Origin of the sequence: Halovibrio sp. HP20-59, from assembly GCF_033052795.2 — a bacterium.
In the GTDB taxonomy this organism is placed as follows: Bacteria; Pseudomonadota; Gammaproteobacteria; order Pseudomonadales; family Halomonadaceae; genus Vreelandella.
On sequence record NZ_JAWJUW020000006.1, the window covers coordinates 114284 to 131673 of the forward strand.

General features: G+C 57.3%; 18 protein-coding genes. 11 read left to right on the plus strand and 7 right to left on the minus strand.

Going from position 1 to position 17390, the window contains the following annotated elements; genetic code table 11:
* The first annotated feature begins 25 nt into the window (after nucleotides 1-25).
* The 6 genes from lysS (at nucleotide 26) to RZA33_RS09100 (ending at nucleotide 5259) form a co-directional block, all read left to right on the plus strand.
* The gene (lysS, locus tag RZA33_RS09075; RefSeq protein ID WP_317507531.1) at nucleotides 26-1537 is read left to right on the plus strand and encodes a lysine--tRNA ligase; all 1512 of its coding nucleotides are present in this window, start codon (nucleotides 26-28) and stop codon (nucleotides 1535-1537) included.
* Between the two features lie 95 nt (nucleotides 1538-1632).
* Nucleotides 1633-2019, plus strand: coding sequence for a hypothetical protein (locus RZA33_RS09080; RefSeq protein WP_317507532.1), 387 nt, complete (start codon nucleotides 1633-1635; stop codon nucleotides 2017-2019).
* A 130-nt stretch (nucleotides 2020-2149) separates the two neighbouring features.
* Complete coding sequence (locus tag RZA33_RS09085) at nucleotides 2150-3553, plus strand: MFS transporter (protein WP_317507533.1); 1404 nt, start codon at nucleotides 2150-2152, stop codon at nucleotides 3551-3553.
* 41 nt (nucleotides 3554-3594) lie between these two features.
* Nucleotides 3595-3903 (plus strand): BolA family protein, encoded by a 309-nt coding sequence (locus RZA33_RS09090; protein ID WP_146874986.1) that lies wholly within the window; start codon nucleotides 3595-3597, stop codon nucleotides 3901-3903.
* On the plus strand, nucleotides 3900-4793 hold the full coding sequence (locus RZA33_RS09095) for a hypothetical protein (protein ID WP_317507534.1): 894 nt from the start codon (nucleotides 3900-3902) through the stop codon (nucleotides 4791-4793). The genes RZA33_RS09090 and RZA33_RS09095 overlap by 4 nt, the downstream gene beginning before the upstream one ends.
* A complete protein-coding gene (locus RZA33_RS09100; protein WP_317507535.1) occupies nucleotides 4783-5259 on the plus strand; it encodes a GNAT family N-acetyltransferase in 477 nt (158 codons plus the stop codon). The genes RZA33_RS09095 and RZA33_RS09100 overlap by 11 nt, the downstream gene beginning before the upstream one ends.
* 35 nt (nucleotides 5260-5294) lie before the next feature.
* Here the strand turns inward: RZA33_RS09100 and RZA33_RS09105 are convergent, their stop codons facing one another.
* Together RZA33_RS09105 and rsmD are read right to left on the minus strand one after the other, a co-directional pair.
* Nucleotides 5295-5489, minus strand: a complete 195-nt coding sequence (locus RZA33_RS09105; RefSeq protein WP_317507536.1) for a cell division protein ZapB — start codon at nucleotides 5487-5489, stop codon at nucleotides 5295-5297.
* Between the two features lie 130 nt (nucleotides 5490-5619).
* On the minus strand, nucleotides 5620-6231 hold the full coding sequence (gene rsmD, locus RZA33_RS09110; protein WP_317507537.1) for a 16S rRNA (guanine(966)-N(2))-methyltransferase RsmD: 612 nt from the start codon (nucleotides 6229-6231) through the stop codon (nucleotides 5620-5622).
* Between the two features lie 90 nt (nucleotides 6232-6321).
* Here rsmD and ftsY point away from each other — a divergent pair, with 90 nt between their 5' ends.
* The 5 genes from ftsY to ltrA all read left to right on the plus strand — a co-directional run bounded on the left by ftsY (nucleotide 6322) and on the right by ltrA (nucleotide 12385).
* Nucleotides 6322-7551, plus strand: a complete 1230-nt coding sequence (gene ftsY / locus RZA33_RS09115; protein WP_317507538.1) for a signal recognition particle-docking protein FtsY — start codon at nucleotides 6322-6324, stop codon at nucleotides 7549-7551.
* The gene (ftsE, locus tag RZA33_RS09120) at nucleotides 7548-8216 is read left to right on the plus strand and encodes a cell division ATP-binding protein FtsE (protein ID WP_317507539.1); all 669 of its coding nucleotides are present in this window, start codon (nucleotides 7548-7550) and stop codon (nucleotides 8214-8216) included. The genes ftsY and ftsE overlap by 4 nt, the downstream gene beginning before the upstream one ends.
* Nucleotides 8213-9262 (plus strand): permease-like cell division protein FtsX, encoded by a 1050-nt coding sequence (ftsX, locus tag RZA33_RS09125; RefSeq protein WP_317507540.1) that lies wholly within the window; start codon nucleotides 8213-8215, stop codon nucleotides 9260-9262. Before ftsE ends, ftsX begins: the two co-directional genes overlap by 4 nt.
* Nucleotides 9263-9445: 183 nt before the next feature.
* Nucleotides 9446-10312 (plus strand): RNA polymerase sigma factor RpoH, encoded by an 867-nt coding sequence (gene rpoH, locus RZA33_RS09130; protein WP_317507541.1) that lies wholly within the window; start codon nucleotides 9446-9448, stop codon nucleotides 10310-10312.
* Nucleotides 10313-11107: 795 nt separating this feature from the next.
* Nucleotides 11108-12385 carry a group II intron reverse transcriptase/maturase gene (gene ltrA, locus RZA33_RS09135; RefSeq protein WP_317507542.1) on the plus strand — a complete coding sequence of 426 codons (1278 nt, stop codon included), beginning with the start codon at nucleotides 11108-11110 and terminating at the stop codon, nucleotides 12383-12385.
* A 101-nt stretch (nucleotides 12386-12486) separates the two neighbouring features.
* Here the strand turns inward: ltrA and slmA are convergent, their stop codons facing one another.
* The 5 genes from slmA to coaBC form a co-directional block, all read right to left on the minus strand.
* A complete protein-coding gene (slmA, locus tag RZA33_RS09140) occupies nucleotides 12487-13095 on the minus strand; it encodes a nucleoid occlusion factor SlmA (protein ID WP_317507543.1) in 609 nt (202 codons plus the stop codon).
* A gap of 19 nt (nucleotides 13096-13114) precedes the next feature.
* A complete protein-coding gene (gene argB / locus RZA33_RS09145; protein ID WP_317507544.1) occupies nucleotides 13115-14014 on the minus strand; it encodes an acetylglutamate kinase in 900 nt (299 codons plus the stop codon).
* Nucleotides 14015-14104: 90 nt separating this feature from the next.
* Nucleotides 14105-15493, minus strand: coding sequence for a phosphomannomutase/phosphoglucomutase (locus tag RZA33_RS09150; RefSeq protein ID WP_317507545.1), 1389 nt, complete (start codon nucleotides 15491-15493; stop codon nucleotides 14105-14107).
* Nucleotides 15494-15528: 35 nt separating this feature from the next.
* Nucleotides 15529-15990 (minus strand): dUTP diphosphatase, encoded by a 462-nt coding sequence (dut, locus tag RZA33_RS09155; protein WP_317507546.1) that lies wholly within the window; start codon nucleotides 15988-15990, stop codon nucleotides 15529-15531.
* Nucleotides 15987-17321 carry a bifunctional phosphopantothenoylcysteine decarboxylase/phosphopantothenate--cysteine ligase CoaBC gene (gene coaBC / locus RZA33_RS09160; protein ID WP_317507547.1) on the minus strand — a complete coding sequence of 445 codons (1335 nt, stop codon included), beginning with the start codon at nucleotides 17319-17321 and terminating at the stop codon, nucleotides 15987-15989. Before coaBC ends, dut begins: the two co-directional genes overlap by 4 nt.
* Nucleotides 17322-17390: the final 69 nt, after the last annotated feature.

The following is a 17390-nucleotide window of genomic DNA, read 5'->3' on the forward strand; positions in this document are numbered from 1 at the left end:
CGTTTGAACATGAACAGGGTGCCCCATGGCGAACCAAGACGCGTCTTCTCTCGATAACGAAAACCACCTGATCGCCGAGCGCCGAGCCAAACTTGCCGCTCGCCGCGAGCGCGCCGCTGAGCAGGGCAAAAGTGCGTTTCCTAATGATTTTCGCCGCGATAGCTTAACCGTCGAGCTGCAAAACGCCTTCGGCGATAAAGATAAGGCCGAGCTGGAAACACTGGATCATCATGCCTCTGTGGCGGGCCGTGTGATGCGTCAACGCGGGCCTTTTATTGTGATCCAGGATGTAGCCGGGCAAATCCAGCTCTACGTGGATAAAAAAGGGCTACCCGCCGACGTGCTTGAAGACGTTAAAAGCTGGGATATCGGTGATATCGTCGCCGCGCACGGGCCGGTGCATAAATCCGGCAAGGGCGATCTGTACGTGATGATGAAGGAAGCGCAGCTGCTCACCAAGAGCCTGCGCCCGCTGCCGGATAAGTTTCACGGCCTGACCGATATGGAAGCCCGCTATCGCCAGCGCTATGTGGATCTGATCATGAATCCGCAGTCGCGCAAGGTGTTTGAAACCCGCGCAGCGGTGATCAGCTCCATGCGCCGCTTTTTTGAAGCGCGCGGCTTTATGGAAGTCGAAACGCCGATGCTTCAGCCTATCCCCGGCGGCGCGGCGGCACGGCCGTTCATTACGCACCACAATGCGCTGGATATCGATATGTATCTGCGTATCGCGCCGGAGCTTTATCTGAAGCGTCTGGTGGTGGGCGGCTTTGAAAAAGTGTTTGAGATTAACCGTAACTTCCGCAATGAAGGGTTATCAACGCGCCACAACCCTGAATTCACCATGGTGGAGTTTTACTGGGCTTATGCGGATTACCGCGACCTGCTCGATATGACCGAAGCCATGTTGCGCACAGCGGCAGAAGAGGTGCTCGGTAGCGCGGTGATTGAGTACCAGGGCGCCAGCTACGATTTTGGTAAGCCGTTTGCCCGCCTGACGCTGCGCCAAGCGATTTTGGATCACGGTGACGGTATTGCTGACAGTGATTTGGATTCGCTGGAAACGGCGCGAACCATGGCTGAAAAACTCGGCATCAAGGTCAAAGAGAGCTGGGGTCTGGGTAAGGTACAAACGGAAATATTTGAAGAGGTGGCTGAGCATAAGCTCGACCAGCCGACGTTCATTACCGAATATCCAGCGGAAGTCAGCCCCTTGGCACGGCGCAATGACGCTAACCCCTTCGTTACCGACCGGTTCGAGTTCTTTGTTGGCGGCCGCGAAATCGCCAACGGTTTCTCAGAGCTCAACGATGCCGAAGACCAGGCTGAACGCTTCCGTGAACAGTCTGCGGAAAAAGACGCTGGTGATCTGGAGGCGATGTATTACGATGCTGATTACGTCCGCGCGTTGGAGTACGGCATGCCGCCCACCGCCGGTGAAGGCATCGGCATCGACCGCTTGGTCATGCTATTTACAGACAGCCCTTCGATTCGTGATGTGTTGCTGTTTCCGGCAATGCGCCCTGAAGCGAGCTAAACCTACGTTTATCTGGCCAGATAGCGGATGAAAAGTTGGTAAGGGCGCGTTATAGCGCCCATAATGATCAACGTTTCGACGGCGAGGAGAATCCCATGAAACTGCTTAACCGCTCCGCACTGAGCGTCAGGCCGACCCAGCCCTTTGTGGACTGGATCAACGCGCTGGAACCCACCATGGGAGATGACGACCTGACCCTGGACGACGTCGAGCGTGAAAGTACCATTTACCTGATTCCTGAAATGGATACGCCTGAAGCGCTGGAAACCTTTGTGCGCGAGCGCTACACGGAAATCCTCGAGACCGAGCTGCGCGCTTGGGAAGAGGATGAACGCCAGTGGCCGGAAAAGCTGGATTGGGCGCTGTTTCAGGAGTTTGTGCGCGTCGAACACAGCTATTTGGCGATTGATCTGGACGACGAAACACCGCTGGAAATCTCAGAAGTCGATGATGCGTTACTACTCGACAGCGAGCAGGATTAGCATGCTAATATTTTAAGTAAGCTAAATTGCGCACTTCGAAACCGGCTTAGGCCGGTTTCATTGTGTTGGTTCGCTGGTTTTAGGCGCTTGGCCGTTTCGTTTAGCAACTCTCCTCCCTAGGAACTCTTGCATGCGACTGTTTGAAACCCGCCCCGGCGACGACGGCCTGCCAGGGCCAGAGCGCGCGCTGGCCGTGTTGGCGCTGGTGACCGGCACGCTAATGGCAGTGGTGGATACCACCATGATCAACCTGGCGCTGCCCACCATTGCCGCCGATTTAAACGTATCGGCTTCCCGGGCGGTATGGATCACCAATCTGTTTCAAGTTGTGTGTGCCGCTTTCTTGCTGGTGTTTGCAGGTATCAGTGAATTGGTTACCCGCCGCCGGCTCTATCTATTCGGGCTGGGCACCTTTGTCGCCGCCGCCCTGGGCGCGGCCTTGTCACGCAATCTGGAAACGCTGCTGGTATTTCGAGCCCTTCAGGGGCTGGGCGCCGCGGCCACGCTGTCGATCGGGCCGTCGCTCTATCGGGCGATTTTTCCCTCGCGGCTGTTGGGTAGTGCGTTAGGATTAAGCGCCTTGGTCGTGGCCGGTGGTTATGCTGCGGGGCCCACGCTAAGCGGGGTGATCTTATCTTTTGCTGACTGGCCTTGGCTGTTTGCACTAAATGTGCCGCTGGGGCTTTGCTCGCTGTGGCTGGCCAAGCGTGCCTTACCCCGCGAAGCGCCGCGCCAGGGCAGCTTTGATGCGGCCGGGGCGTTGCTCTCAATGGTGATGCTGGCCAGCTTCTTTATCGCTATGGATGCCGTTAGCCATGCCGCCCCTGTTTGGCAAAGCGGCGGCTGGGCTCTGTTGGCGGCCATTGCCTGTAGCGGGTTTATCATGCGTCAGCGGCGTGCCCCCTATCCGTTATTGCCGCTTAGCGTGTTTGCCGAGCGGCGTTTTACGCTGGCTGTCTCCGCTTCAGGGCTTGCCTTTATCGGCCAGGGGCTGACCTTTGTAGCGCTGTCGTTTTTTTACCAAGAACAGATGGGGTTTACGCCGTTGGAAACTGCTTGGCTGTTCACCCCCTGGCCATTGGCGATCATGGTTGTCGGGCCGATAGCAGGTCGTTTAGCCGACCATATTAACCCCAGTGTACTGTCCAGCAGTGGGCTTGGGCTGTTGATCGTTGGCTTGATTGCATTGGCGCTGGTGGATGAGTCGACCAGTGTGGCAGGCAGTTTATGGCGCACCGCGCTGTGCGGGATTGGCTTCGGCTTATTTCAGCCGCCTAATAACCGCGAAATGATGGGCAGCCTGCCACCCGAGCGCAGCTCGAATGTCTCCGGGGTGATGAGCACCACGCGTACGGTGGGGCAGTCGTTTGGGGTGGCGCTGGTCGGCGCAGCTCTGGCGCTGGGTTGGCCGGTACAGGTAACGCTCTGGCTGGGAGCGGCCACCACGCTGCTGGCGCTATTGGCCAGCGTGGCGCGCATGCCGCTGGCAAGACGCGCTTTGCACGCCCGTCGGGCATCGTCTAAGGGGCAGTAAGCGCGTACAATAAACTGGTTTATGACCTCAAGGAGAACCTCATGACGCTGCAGACACAGATTGAGCAGAAGTTAACGGCGTTAGCGCCCGACGTGCTGCAGGTAGAAAATGAAAGCCACATGCACAACGTGCCCGCTAATTCGGAAACGCACTTCAAAGTGACCCTGGTAAGCGACACTTTCGACGGCCTGATGCCGGTGAAACGCCATCAAAAAATTTATGCACTGTTGGCCGATGAGCTCTCTGGCCCGGTGCATGCGTTGGCCCTGCATCTTTATACCCCCAGCGAGTGGCAGGCGCGCGGCGGTGAACGCCCCAATTCACCCAACTGTCGCGGCGGCGGGCAGTGAATCAAGAAGTTGCTCGGCGCCACTATCTGGACGCCATGGGAATCACTGGCTGGGCCGCTAAATACCAGTTGCCTAATGCGTTGCCCACCGAGGCCTGCGAGTGGGAGGAATCAACGCCTGCCGCTACGCCACCACGCGAGCGACTGCAGGCGTTGTTGGACGACGCCGCTGCGCCTAGGCGTGAAAAAGCCAAACCCCAAGCGCCCGAGCGCCAGCCGCCAGAGGAAGCCGTTGCTTCTCCTGCGGCGGTACGGGCGCTGCTGGGTCAAGACAAGCCACGCCAGGATAAGCCGGGCCAAACTAAGCCAGCGATTGCCGACTCTGATACAGCGACGCCTGGCGTGGAAGCTGCCCCTTCCGCGCCAGCTAAACCCCTTAAGTTCGAGCTCTCCTGTGTGTGTCTTGAGGGGCGCTGGCTGATGTTGCAAGCGGGTGAAATGAATACGCTTGAGCAGCAGCTGCTGGGTAACTTGCTCCAGGCGGCGGGCATTCAGCCGGGGGCGTTGCCGCCCGTGGCCCACTTTACTTGGCCGCAAATGGCCAACGCCTTTGCGGTAGAGGATCCACTGGATGAGGCTCGTGAAGGCTTGGCGGCGTTTGTTGCCGGCAGTGTGAGCCGACAAGGGTGGCAGCTGGAACGACTACTCTGGTGGGGCGAGCTGGGACCCGATCAAGCGCCGCTGGACCGTATAATCAACGTGACCGATGGTCAAAGCCAAACGCTCTCGCTGCCTGTCTGGCAGGGGCCTGCGCTTGCGTCGCTGCTCGATGGTGCCGATAGCAAGCGCGATTTCTGGCCAGCGCTGCAGGCGCTGGGTCAGCAGTGGAGGGGCGTTGGCTCAACCGGCGAGAGGACTACCGTTACGAGGCAGACGACCGATGATCACTGAACTCAATGTTGACCATCTTACTCAGCTAGTGACACTCGAACGTCAGGTGCAAAGTGGCATCTCCAAATCGCAGATGCTGGCAGCGTTAGGCAGTCAAGATACCAGCGTACTAGGCGGGCGGCAGGGGGAGCTTCTAGTGAGTTACGCTATCGTGGCGCGGTTGCCGTTTGAGGCGGAACTGCAGGCGATTGGCGTACTGCCTGAGCAGCGACGAAACGGTGCAGGATGGGCGCTGATGGAAGCAGTAATCGCCACATCGCAAGGCTGGTCCAGTGAGCGGCTACTGCTGGAAGTGCGGGTGGGTAACCTTAATGCTATTCGGCTTTATCAGCGCAGTGGCTTTAGCGAAGACGGGCGCCGCAAAGGCTACTATCCAGCACTGGGCGCGTCACAAGCTAACGGCAGCCCAGCGGCGGGTGCCGCCGCCGGACGAGAAGATGCCCTGCTGATGTCGCGCCCGCTATGAAACCTCAAAAGAGTCTAATGAAACGTCAACAGGGCTTAGTCAGCGCTGGATGCATCAATAGTGTCGAATTTGCTTAGCAGGCCATTAAGACGGCGCTCCCACTCTTCGCGCTCTCCTTTAAGCTTGGCGTTCTCATCGCGCAGCTCTTCGTTTTCCAGTTTCATCATTTCCAGTGCGTCAACGGTATCAGTGACTTTCTGTTCAAGCTGGTTAAATAGTTCCAAACTCATGTCTATCTCCCTAGTGTAAAATGAGAACCCACAAACAAATCATAAAAGTGACCCAAAACAAGCGCCAAGCTTGTCATTCGGCACGAATGAGGCGAGCGTAACGCCACCACTGCGTGGCGGCAAGCGCTGTTTACGGTGCTTGGCGTTGATAAAGTCTGGCAGTGCTTTCGCCCGCCTGGGTTTCGCGCTGTAACTGCCAGTTGGCGGGTACCTCGGGCGTCAGCGATGTCTCGGTTTCGAGATAAATCATCGCCTCTGCGGTGAGCCAGCCGTTACTTTCCAGCGCGGCACAGCAAGGCGCAGCGAGCTGTTGATGGAAAGGTGGGTCGAGAAATGCCAGGGAATAGGCCTTGGCAGGGCGGGTCAGGTAGGCTTGCGCATCGTTAGTATGCACTCCGCTGGCGGTAATATTCAGTAATGCCAGATTGGCTGTCAGCTGTGCCGACGCCCGCGGGTCGCGCTCGACAAAATCGACCCACGCTGCACCGCGAGAAACAGCTTCAATGCCTAGCGCACCGGTGCCCGCGAATAAATCGAGCACCTGCTGGCCGTAAAGCTGTTGTCCTAGCCAGTTGAACAGCGTTTCACGCACGCGGTCCGGCGTTGGACGCAAGCCAGGGATATTCAGCACCGGTAGCTGGCGGCGGCGAAATTCACCGCCGATAATGCGTAGTTTGCCAAACCGATTGCCCTCCCGCTGAGCAGGAGAGCGGCGAGAGGAGGATGAGCGTTGTCGTTTCATAACGCGGATTGTAGCGGGCTGCTTATCCAAAGTCTTGGGTGACGGTGTTAGCATAACCCTAATGTTCACTATTTCTGCCGGATAACTCTCATGTTTGGTTTTTTTAAGCGTAAAAATAAGCACGACCCTAAACACGACCCTAAGCAGGCGCCTCAAGAAGACGATTCGCGCCTGGAAGAGCCGGGTTCACAAGAGCCGCCTCAAGACGAAGCCGACGCAGGGGGCGTTGAGACGCCCGACACTGCGACCAGCGCCGTTGAAGAGCCTCCAAAGGCGCCGGAGACTTTGCCAGAGCCAGAGCCAGAGCCAGAGCCAGAGCCAGAGCCAGCACTGCAAGAGAAACCGGTCGCTCAGCCAAGCGAGCAGCCGGGTGAGCAAAAAGGTTGGTTTGCGCGTATCAAATCTGGCCTGGGCAAAACCCGCGCCAATCTTACCGACGGTATCGCCGACCTGTTTTTGGGAAAAAAACAGATCGACGATGAACTGCTGGAAGACCTGGAAACGCAACTGCTGATGGCCGATGTGGGCATTGACGCCACCACCGAGATTATTGGCCGCCTGGAAGCGCGCGTCTCGCGCAAAGAGTTGAACAACCCCGATGCGCTCTACCGTGGCCTGCAAGAAGAGCTGTCCACCATGCTGGCGCCGGTCGCAAAGCCGCTGGTGCTGGAGAAGGCGGGCAAGGGGCCGTTTGTTATTTTAGTGGTAGGCGTTAATGGCGTGGGTAAAACCACCACCATCGGCAAGCTGACCCAGCGTTTTCAGCGCGAAGGCAAAAGCGTCATGTTGGCCGCCGGTGACACCTTCCGTGCCGCCGCTGTCGAACAGCTCAAAGTGTGGGGTGACCGCAACCACGTGCCGGTCATCGCCCAGCACACCGGCGCAGACAGCGCCTCAGTAATTTACGATGCGGTAGCGGCCGCCACCGCGCGCGGCGTAGATGTGCTGATCGCCGATACCGCCGGTCGTCTACATAACAAAAGCCACCTGATGGAAGAGCTGAAAAAAGTTCATCGGGTGATGCAAAAGTTAGATGACACTGCGCCTCACGAAGTGATGCTGGTGCTGGATGCAGGCACCGGACAAAACGCTATTTCTCAAGCCAGTACCTTTAACGACGCTGTGCCAGTCAGCGGGATCACGCTAACCAAACTGGACGGCACTGCCAAAGGCGGGATTATTTTCGCGCTGGCCAAGCAGCTGGAAACGCCGATTCGCTTTATTGGCGTAGGTGAAGGGATCGATGACCTGCGCCCCTTCGAGGCGGATGATTTTGTCCATGCGCTGTTTGATCGCCAAGGGGATGATACCAGCGCATGATCGCCTTTGAGCACGTTGGAAAACGCTATGGCGGTCGTTTTGAGGCGTTGGCGCACCTCAATTTTCGCGTTGCTCGTGGGGAAATGGTGTTTCTAACCGGCCACTCCGGGGCGGGCAAGAGCTCACTTTTGCGCTTGATTATGCGCCTTGAGAAGCCAAGCCGAGGGCGAGTCGTCGTGGCCGGGCACGATATTGCACAGCTGCACTCCAGCCAAGTGCCGTTCTATCGGCGCCAAATTGGCGTGGTCTTTCAGGATCATCAACTGCTTTTTGACCGCAATATTTTTCATAACGTTTCACTGCCGCTGGAAATCCAGGGAGTCGAACCCCGTGAGGCCGCTCGCCGCGCGCGCGCAGCCTTGGATAAGGTAGGGCTGCTGCATCGTGAAAAGGCGCTACCTATCGAGCTCTCCGGCGGCGAGCAGCAGCGGGTGGGCATTGCCCGAGCGGTGGTCAATAAGCCGGCGTTACTGCTCGCGGACGAACCTACCGGCAACCTAGATCCCCAGCTTTCGGCAGATATCATGGCGCTGTTTGAGGACTTTAATCGGATTGGTACCACGGTGATGATTGCCAGCCACGACTTGGCCCTGATCGCCCGATTGCGCCACCGGATTCTGCGCTTAACCGACGGCAGGCTGGTAGCCGATGAGGGGGCGCTATGAAATCATCCGCGACGCCCAAGCGACGTCAGGGCGCGGCATTAAAAACGCCGCGCAAAGCCGCTGTTAAACCCGGAGTCGATAAAACCCAAGCCCCACAACGGGGGGCCAGATCGCAGCAGACGCGCTTCTCCAGCCGCCTGCGGGCATGGGGTCGCCACCACCGCAGCATGGCGTGGGATAGCTTTCAGCGCTTAGTGCGCTATCCGCTAGGTAATCTGCTGACCATGCTGGCGATTGCTATCGCGCTGGTACTGCCTGCGGCGCTATGGCTAACCCTGGACAGTGCGAGGTTGCTGGATGCAGAGCTGGATGAGAGCGCCACTCTGACGGTCTACCTGGCTTTGAGCACCGACGATGCCCAGGCGCTACGCATTGATGAGGCGGTTAACGCGGAGCCGAGTGTGCTCGAAACCCGGTTGATCAGCGCCGAGCAAGGCATGGCTGAGTTCCAGCAGTCGCTGGGGCTGGATGATGCCTTAGCGGGGCTGGAGAATAATCCGTTGCCGATCAGCATCGTGGTGCATCCTCAAAGCGTTGAGCCCGCCGCGATGCAGCAACTGGCCAGCCGCCTGGAAGCGCTCGCGGGTGTCGATGAGGTTCGCCTTGATTTGGCCTGGGTGGAGCGGTTGAGAAACCTCGCCGAGCTAGGACGTCGCGTCGCCCTAGCACTGGGTGCACTGTTTGGTTTAGGGGTGCTGCTGGTGGTCGGCAATACCATCCGCTTATCGGTGGAAAGCCGCCGCCGGGAAATTGAAGTAGTGATGCTCATCGGTGCCACGCACGCTTTTGTCAGGCGGCCTTTCCTGTATAGCGGCGCTTGGTACGGCTTGGGGGGTGGGCTATTAGCGTTGGGTTTATTAGGCCTAGGCAACCATTGGCTGTCTTTACCGGTCGCTGCGCTAGCCGCTAGTTATGGCGCTAGTTTTTCCTTACCGCAACTAGACGTGACAGGCTCTACAATTCTGCTATCTTGCAGTACACTGTTAGGGTGGTTGGGTGCTTGGTTGGCGGTGACTCGCCACCTTTCAAGTATTCATCAACGATGAGTTAGCTGGGGTGTAAAGCGTTATACGGCTGAATTCGTCTATTAGCGTGGTCAGCCCAGCATCAATGCGGCATCACGTGAACCTTATCCAAATGATCAGGTCTTAGGATGTAAGTTATCAGTAACATTTTATTTATAATGTGCTACATCAGCCATAATGGGTTACAGGGGAGACCATCTGCATATGAGCGCTAGTCTTCTACCAGTCGGGCAACTTTCACCAGGTGGCGACCTGGGCGGTTATACCCGCGCGGTCAATAGTATTCCGGTATTAACAGGTGACGAAGAGCGTGATCTTGCCTATCGTCTTTACGATGAGGGTGATCTAGAAGCTGCGCGGCGTTTGGTGCTGTCGCATTTACGCTTTGTGGTACATATTGCGCGCAGCTATTCAGGCTATGGATTACCCCAGGCAGATTTGATTCAAGAGGGTAACGTTGGCTTGATGAAAGCCGTCAAGCGTTTCGATCCGAATCAGGGCGTTCGTCTAGTTTCTTTTGCCGTGCACTGGATCAAAGCTGAAATTCACGAGTTTGTGCTGCGCAACTGGCGAATTGTCAAAATCGCCACCACCAAAGCCCAGCGCAAGTTGTTCTTTAATTTACGCGGGGCGAAAAAACGCTTGGCGTGGCTGAACAACGACGAAGTGGCCGCTATCGCCAAAGATCTCGACGTCAAACCCGAGATTGTGCGTGATATGGAAGGTCGTTTGTCTTCCTACGATGCTGGCTATGATGCCCCGGCAGGCGACGACGAGGAGAGCACCTATCAAGCACCGGTGCACTTCTTAGATGACGCAGCTTCCGACCCTGCCACGCTGCTTGAAGATAGCAACTTCGAGGAAGACTCAACGCGGCGTTTACAGCTTGCCCTCGAAGGGCTTGATGAGCGCTCTCGGGACATCCTCCAGCGCCGTTGGCTGGCGGATAGCAAGGAAACGCTGCATGATCTGGCCGATGTCTACGGGGTCAGTGCGGAGCGTATTCGTCAGCTGGAAAAAAACGCCATGAAAAAGCTGCGTCAAAAAATGGGCGAGGCGATGGTGGCGTAAAGCCAGTATTCGTTGCTATAACAACATTAAAAAACCGGCTCCTTTTTACAAGAGCCGGTTTTTTTGTTTGCCCGGCGAAGCCGGCAAACCCGGACACCTGAGAGAAGGTGTCGTCACCCCGACTGAGGGGAAGACAATCCGACTGGCAAGGGCGTCACTGGCCAACGGTGGGGTCTGAAGGAAGCCATAGGAGGTTAACGGTACACAACGCAAGTGAACCTGCTTCGGCAGTACAGGTGGGTAAGCGTGCAAAATAGCGCGACGCCCGAGACTCAGTCAGACCTGTACTGTGTTTGAGGGTGGCATCGTTGACAGGGAGCCGGTGCAGTAACCGGGGAAGCCTGGCACCGTATCCAGCCTGTCTGGAAGGCACGCGTCAAGGTGAAAGCCAAGAGCGGGTCGGGTGTGAGGTGGCAGATGACGCCGTAGTAGTGAGGAAGTTTCGGCCTGCGAAGCCTGGTAACAGCGTGGAGGACAAAACCGGAACGACCGCTGGCGGAGGTTCAGCGGACTGGGCAAGGCCAAAAGCCTTGGTCGGATGCGAAGGGCGGAAGTCATTAATGAGAACGACGGACATTGATCCGAAGGTGGACGCTGTGTTCACAAGCTGCCCGACGGGGTAGGGAAGTGGGCTGAGGTGCTGTAGGAACACAGTGGCTTCGTCCTTCTCTGAACGAGGGAGTAGAACGACACCGTGGCGGCAGATTGCCAACGTGCTAGTACCCGGACGGGTCGTTTGAAATAGACCAGCAGCCAGACCAACGATCGACGCCGTCATCACAGAGATGAGCAGGCATGAGGAAATACTACAGTCTCTACGGGCAACTGCTATCAAAGCAGCGCCTGTATGAAGCCTTTAGACACGTCAAACGCAACAAAGGTGCGGCCGGAATCGATAGGCAGAGCCTGAGTGCGTTCGAGGCGAATCTGGATGTGGAGCTGTCGTGCCTGCTCCTCGAACTGAAGGAAAAGCGCTATCGAGCGCAACCTGTCAGGCGGGTGACCATCGCCAAGGACGAAGGTGGTGAGCGTCTGTTGGGTATTCCCACGGTTCGAGACCGGGTTGTGCAACAGGCGTTGCGCAGTATTATCGAGCCGCTCTTCGAGCCGGACTTTCACCCCTCAAGCTACGGGTATCGTCCGGGACGCAGTGGTCACCACGCCATCGGCAAAGCGGCGTTGTTCATTCGCCGTTACCGGCGAGAATGGGTCGTGGATATGGACTTGTCGAAATGCTTCGACACGTTAAACCACGACCTGATCATCCGCCAGTTCCGCCAACGGATCACGGACGGCAGTGTGTTGTCGCTGCTGCGCCAGTGCCTGGAAAGCGGTGTGATGGTGGGGTACCACCTTGAGGAGACAGAGCTGGGGAGCCCACAGGGAGGCGTGATCAGTCCGCTGATCGCCAACGTCTACCTGGACGCCTTCGACCAGTTTATGAAAACACGGGGACATCGGATCGTCCGCTACGCGGACGATATCCTGATCCTGTGCAGCTCACGGGCTGGAGCGGAGAATGCGTTGAGGGTGGCCCAATATTATCTGGAGGGGGAGCTGAAGCTGACGGTTAACGTCACCAAGACCCACATCGCGCACAGCGACGATGGGATCAAGTTCCTGGGCGTGGTGATCCACACCAAGTACACCCGTATCCAGGAAAAGAAGGTGGTGAAACTGAAGCAGACAGTGAAGGCGTTGACGAAGCGCAATCGAGGGGCGGGGCTTGCGGTGATCATCCGCGAGTTGAACCCTGTGCTGCGAGGCTTTGCCAACTACTTCCGGGTAGCGAACTGCGCCAGGGCATTAAAGCAGGTGATGAGCTGGGTGAGGCGTCGACTACGCGGCGTCCAGCTCAAACAGTGGAAGAAGCCGGGTCGGCTGCATCGAAGGCTAAAACAGCTGGGCTACCGCCCGCCGTTTAAGTACATCAAGATGCAAAGCTGGCGAAACGCGGCGTCACCGCTGGCTCATCTGGCGATACCCAATGCCTACTTGCATGACGATCTGAGGTTGCTGGACTTAACCAAGGTCAAAACGGGCATCACTGTCCCCGAGTTCGGGGTAAGTTAAAGGCATGAGCCGTATACGTGGCCCGTATGTACGGTTCTGTGAGAGGGATGAGGCGGTAACGCCTCACCCTACTCGATATCGCTAAGCGGGGTAGCGTTAACTTACGCTGGCTGGGCCGTAGCGCGCAGTAAATGGGTAGAGAGAAGCGACCATTGATCTTCCCAGTGTTCGGTGGGCAGGCGCTTAAAGTCGCTACGCACATATTGTGAAATGCGTCCCTCCGCTTGGGCGCTCAACAAATTGGCGGCGGCGGCGGCAGGAATAGTAGGGCGCAGGCCTTCACGCAGCTCGGCTTCTCGGAGTATCTGTTTGAGCTGCATTTCCAAGCGTTCAAACAGTTGGTTAACGCGCTGACGTAGCCGAGCGGTTTCGCCGGTGAGTACGTCGCCGCCCATCACGCGTGCCAGCCCCGGGTTTTTTTCGGCAAAGCCCAGTATCAGCGCTAAGATGGTGCCGCAGCGGGTAGAAGCGTCAGGAACGTCTTCTAAGATGCGCGTAATACGCGCAAATATACTCTCTTCGATAAAGTCGATAAGCCCTTCAAACATACGCGCTTTGCTGGGAAAGTGGCGGTAGAGCGCTGCTTCCGAAACGCCTACTTGGCGGGCCAGGGCGGCGGTGGTAATACGCTTGCCACTGTCTTCTTCAAGCATTAATGCCAGTGCTTGGAGAATCTGCTCGCGGCGGCGAGGTTTTTGATCTTCGCTCATAGTGTGCCCTCCGTCGCGGTTAGCTCGCGTCAGTGATTAAGGTGCCGACCCCAGCATTGGTGAAAATTTCCAGCAATACCGCGTGGGGAACGCGGCCATCAATGATGTGCGAGCTGTTAACGCCACCTTTGACAGCGTCTAATGCACAGCGAATTTTGGGCAACATGCCGCCATAAATAGTGCCGTCTTCAATGAGGTCATCCACTTGGCGGGTGGTTAGGCCAGTGAGCACCTCGCCTTCGGCATTCATTAAGCCAGCCACATTGGTCAGCAGCATCAGTTTTTCTGCGTTGAGCGCTTCGGCGATCTTACCCGCTACCAGATCAGCGTTAATGTTATAGCTGCGGCCTGAGGCATCAACGCCGATAGGGGCAATGACCGGGATAAAGTCGCGCGCTGCTAGCATCTCGATCAATTCAGTGGAAATCGACTCCACTTCGCCCACATGGCCAATATCGATGATCTCCGGGGCAGTCATTTCAGGGCTTTGGTGTTCTACTTGGAGCTGGCGGGCACGAATTTGTGCACCGTCCTTGCCGGTTAAGCCAATCGCCTTGCCGCCGCTTTGGTTGATCAGATTGACGATACTTTTGTTGACCAAGCCACCCAGTACCATCTCGACCACGTCCATGGTTTGCGAGTCGGTGACGCGCATGCCGTTAACAAAGCGCGACTCAATATTGAGCTTTTTGAGCAAATCGCCAATCTGCGGCCCGCCACCGTGTACCACTACCGGATTGATGCCAACTTCTTTCATCAGCACGATATCGCGGGCAAAGGAGTCAATCAGGGTGCTTTCTGTCATGGCGTTACCGCCGTATTTGACCACCACGGTTTTGCCCGAAAACTGTTGAATGTACGGGAGTGCTTCGGAAAGCACCTCCACAACGACCTGGGGGTCGCGACTCACTGAATTCATTAGGTTGTCCCTTGCAAACGTTATTATGCTGATTCTTGGGGTGGGTCGCGCTTTCTAGGTGGCGCGATCCCTGAGCGCCTAGCTGTCTATTTAGCCGGGTAGCTCAATGTCGCCAGGCGCAGCGCGTTTTAAGGCGTTATAAAAAATCGCTTGAATGCGTGCTAGCGCGGCCTCGTCTTTGCCTTCAAAGCGCATGACCAGCGCGGGTGTGGTGTTAGAAGCGCGACACAGCCCCCAGCCATCCACATAGTCGACGCGAATGCCGTCTAATGTCGTTTTGATACCTTCGCCGAAGTCGCCCTCGCGGGCAAGCTTATCCACCAGAGAAAATTTATTATCGTCGGTAACTGCAATATTGATTTCCGGGGTGCCGACATCTTGGGGAAAGCGGGCAAAAAACGTATTCGCATCGTCGGCTTGGTTCGCCAGAATCTCTACGAGCCGAGCGGCCGCGTAGAGCCCATCGTCGAACCCATACCAGCGCTCTTTAAAAAAGATATGCCCGCTCATCTCGCCACCAAGCTGAGCGCCGGTTTCCTTCATGCGCGCTTTGATCAGCGAGTGGCCGGTACGCCACATTTCAGGCTCCCCGCCTGCCTCGCTAATGACTTTAACCAGGTTGCTGGTGCACTTAACATCAAAAATCACCTTGGCGCCGGGCTGGCGCGCGAGCATATCGGCGGCAAACACCATCAGCAAGTGATCTGAATAAATCAGCTTGCCATCGGGGGTAACAACGCCTAGGCGGTCACCGTCCCCGTCGAAGGCAAGGCCAATATCTGCGCCGCTCTCTACCACTTTGCGGATGAGGTCTTGAACATTCTCCGGTTTGCCAGGATCGGGATGGTGATTGGGGAAATGGCCATCGATTTCGGCAAAGAGCGGAATAGTATCGACGCCCAAGCGGGCTAGCAGCTGTGGGCCCAGCTCGCCGGCAACGCCGTTGCCACAGTCGACCACGGCTTTGATCGGCCGGCTAACATGAATGTCGCCTAAAATGCGTGCCAAATAGCTTTCACGAATATCTTGCTGGGTAACGCTACCTTGCCCACTGGCTAGGTTGCCGGACTGAATACGCTCAAAAAGGGCGGTGATGGCATCGCCGTAGAGCGTGTCGCCGTTAAGCACAATTTTAAAGCCGTTATAGTCGGGCGGGTTATGGCTGCCGGTGACCATCACGCCGGATTGGGTGTCTGGTAAAATATGGGTGGCAAAGTAGAGTACCGGGGTAGGTACCATGCCGATATCGATCACATCGCACCCGGCAGCGTTCAATCCGCGCATTAGCGCTGCTTGCAGCCGAGCGCCTGAAAGACGACCGTCGCGGGCCGCTACCACGCGGGATTGGCCCTGCGCGACGGCTTCAGAGCCGACGGCGCGACCGATCATTTCCACCGAGGCTTCCGTGAGCGTGTCGTCGACAATGCCGCGAATATCGTAGGCACGAAAAATCGACGCGGGTACGGTTTGTGCGTTCATAAGGCTTCCCAGCTTAAAACATGCGTTGCCAATCGTTACTGGCTCCCGGTGCTGCCAAACCCACCGCTGCCACGTAAGGAGTCTTCAAAGGTGTCGACTAGCGAGAGCTCTGCCTGCACTACTGGCACGAGTACGTACTGTGCCAGCCGGTCGAAGGGCGCTAACGTAAACGTGCTCTGACCGCGGTTCCAAACTGAAATCATCAGTTCGCCCTGGTAATCAGAGTCGATTAAACCGACTAAATTGCCCAGTACAATGCCATGCTTATGCCCCAAGCCGGAACGCGGCAGAATCATGCCCGCCAAGCCCGGGTCTTCAATATAGATGGCAATGCCGGTGCGTACGAGTTGGCATTCGCCGGGGGCCAGGGTTAACGGCTCATCCAGCAAGGCGCGAAGATCCATGCCTGCCGAGCCTTGGGTTGCATAGTGGGGCAAATAATCGTTTAGGCGCTCATCCAGCAGTTTGCACTGCAGCCGGGGGCGGGCGGCACTCATGGGGACTCTCCAGGGGGGGTCGTAGGGGCGGTTTCAGGTGCCGAGTTCAGTGACTCTGTGGCTAGCAGCGCGAGCGCCTGGCGAACAATGGTAGTAGCGAGCTGGTTTTTTGACTGCGGTGGCTCGGCCCGGCTTTCAACGCCTTGGGGGGTGCGCCAGAGCAGCCAGGCGGCGTTTTGGTCGCTGCCAAAACCCAGGCCCGCCTGAGATACGTCATTGGCGACGATCATATCCAGCCTTTTGCGCTGTAATTTATCCCGGGCGTAGCGCTCAATTTCTTGGGTTTCAGCAGCGAAACCAATGACTAGGGGGCGCTGTTCGGTGGGCAGTGCCGCAATGCTAGCGATAATATCAGGGTTTTTAACCAGGGTGAGAGTGAGCGTGTCGCTGTTCTGTTGTTTTTTGAGTTTGTGCTCGGCGGTGGCCGCTGCGCGATAGTCGGCGACAGCGGCGCAGCCGATAAATAACGCTGCCCGGGGCGCTAGCCGCTGGGCCTCGGTGTGCATTTGCTCAGCAGATTCGACGTCGACCCGTGTGACGCCTTGAGGGGTGGGCAGATTTACCGGTCCACTGATTAGCGTGACCTCGGCGCCCTCCGCAACCGCCGCTGCGGCTAGGGCAAAGCCCATTTTCCCCGAGCTGTGATTGGAAATATAGCGCACGGGGTCCAGTGGTTCCCGAGTGGGCCCGGCGGTAATAACAATATGGGGGGCAGTCGACGGGTGAGCATCGGTAAGAGGCGGGGCAAGCAGTGCTGTCACCGCGTTAAAAATTTCCTCAGGCTCGCTCATGCGTCCAGGTCCCACGTCGCCGCAGGCTTGGTCACCAGCGGCGGGGCCAATCTGCTGCCAACCGTCACGCTGCAGCTGTGCCACATTGCGCTGGGTGGCGGAGTGGCGCCACATGGCTTGGTTCATCGCCGGGGCAATCAGCTTGGGTGCTTCAGAGGCCAGGCAGAGCGTGGTAAGCAGGTCATCGGCCATGCCGTGAACCAATCGGGCGATTAGGTCGGCGGTGGCTGGGGCGATCAGCACCACATCCGCCCAGCGGGCCAGCTCAATATGCCCCATGCCGGCTTCGGCTTCGGGGTCGAGCAGGGAGGTGCGCACCGGCTCGCCGGAAAGCGCCTGTAGCGTCAGCGGGGTAATAAATGTTTGAGCACCGTCGGTCATTACGACGCGTACTTCGCTGCCCGCCTGCTTGAGCAAGCGCACAATCAGCGCGCTTTTATAGGCAGCGATCCCCGCGCTAACACCGAGTAACACCCGTTTGCCCGCTAGCGTCGATGCTGTTGCGAAAGCGTTAGTCGGGGTATCTACAACAGAGGCCATGTCAGTGATCCACATCAGCGTAGGTTAGGACGCTTACCATACCATTGGCATCGCCGATTTGGCATGTTG

What these genes read in the sequence shown, in the direction of transcription:
- lysS (WP_317507531.1), top strand. Translation starts at nt 26, where the DNA reads ATGGCGAACCAAGACGCGTCTTCTCTCGATAACGAAAACCACCTGATC.
- RZA33_RS09080 (WP_317507532.1), top strand. Translation starts at nt 1,633, where the DNA reads ATGAAACTGCTTAACCGCTCCGCACTGAGCGTCAGGCCGACCCAGCCC.
- RZA33_RS09085 (WP_317507533.1), top strand. Translation starts at nt 2,150, where the DNA reads ATGCGACTGTTTGAAACCCGCCCCGGCGACGACGGCCTGCCAGGGCCA.
- RZA33_RS09090 (WP_146874986.1), top strand. Translation starts at nt 3,595, where the DNA reads ATGACGCTGCAGACACAGATTGAGCAGAAGTTAACGGCGTTAGCGCCC.
- RZA33_RS09100 (WP_317507535.1), top strand. Translation starts at nt 4,783, where the DNA reads ATGATCACTGAACTCAATGTTGACCATCTTACTCAGCTAGTGACACTC.
- RZA33_RS09105 (WP_317507536.1), bottom strand. Translation starts at nt 5,489, where the DNA reads ATGAGTTTGGAACTATTTAACCAGCTTGAACAGAAAGTCACTGATACC.
- rsmD (WP_317507537.1), bottom strand. Translation starts at nt 6,231, where the DNA reads ATGAAACGACAACGCTCATCCTCCTCTCGCCGCTCTCCTGCTCAGCGG.
- ftsY (WP_317507538.1), top strand. Translation starts at nt 6,322, where the DNA reads ATGTTTGGTTTTTTTAAGCGTAAAAATAAGCACGACCCTAAACACGAC.
- ftsE (WP_317507539.1), top strand. Translation starts at nt 7,548, where the DNA reads ATGATCGCCTTTGAGCACGTTGGAAAACGCTATGGCGGTCGTTTTGAG.
- ftsX (WP_317507540.1), top strand. Translation starts at nt 8,213, where the DNA reads ATGAAATCATCCGCGACGCCCAAGCGACGTCAGGGCGCGGCATTAAAA.
- rpoH (WP_317507541.1), top strand. Translation starts at nt 9,446, where the DNA reads ATGAGCGCTAGTCTTCTACCAGTCGGGCAACTTTCACCAGGTGGCGAC.
- ltrA (WP_317507542.1), top strand. Translation starts at nt 11,108, where the DNA reads ATGAGGAAATACTACAGTCTCTACGGGCAACTGCTATCAAAGCAGCGC.
- slmA (WP_317507543.1), bottom strand. Translation starts at nt 13,095, where the DNA reads ATGAGCGAAGATCAAAAACCTCGCCGCCGCGAGCAGATTCTCCAAGCA.
- argB (WP_317507544.1), bottom strand. Translation starts at nt 14,014, where the DNA reads ATGAATTCAGTGAGTCGCGACCCCCAGGTCGTTGTGGAGGTGCTTTCC.
- RZA33_RS09150 (WP_317507545.1), bottom strand. Translation starts at nt 15,493, where the DNA reads ATGAACGCACAAACCGTACCCGCGTCGATTTTTCGTGCCTACGATATT.
- dut (WP_317507546.1), bottom strand. Translation starts at nt 15,990, where the DNA reads ATGAGTGCCGCCCGCCCCCGGCTGCAGTGCAAACTGCTGGATGAGCGC.
- coaBC (WP_317507547.1), bottom strand. Translation starts at nt 17,321, where the DNA reads ATGGCCTCTGTTGTAGATACCCCGACTAACGCTTTCGCAACAGCATCG.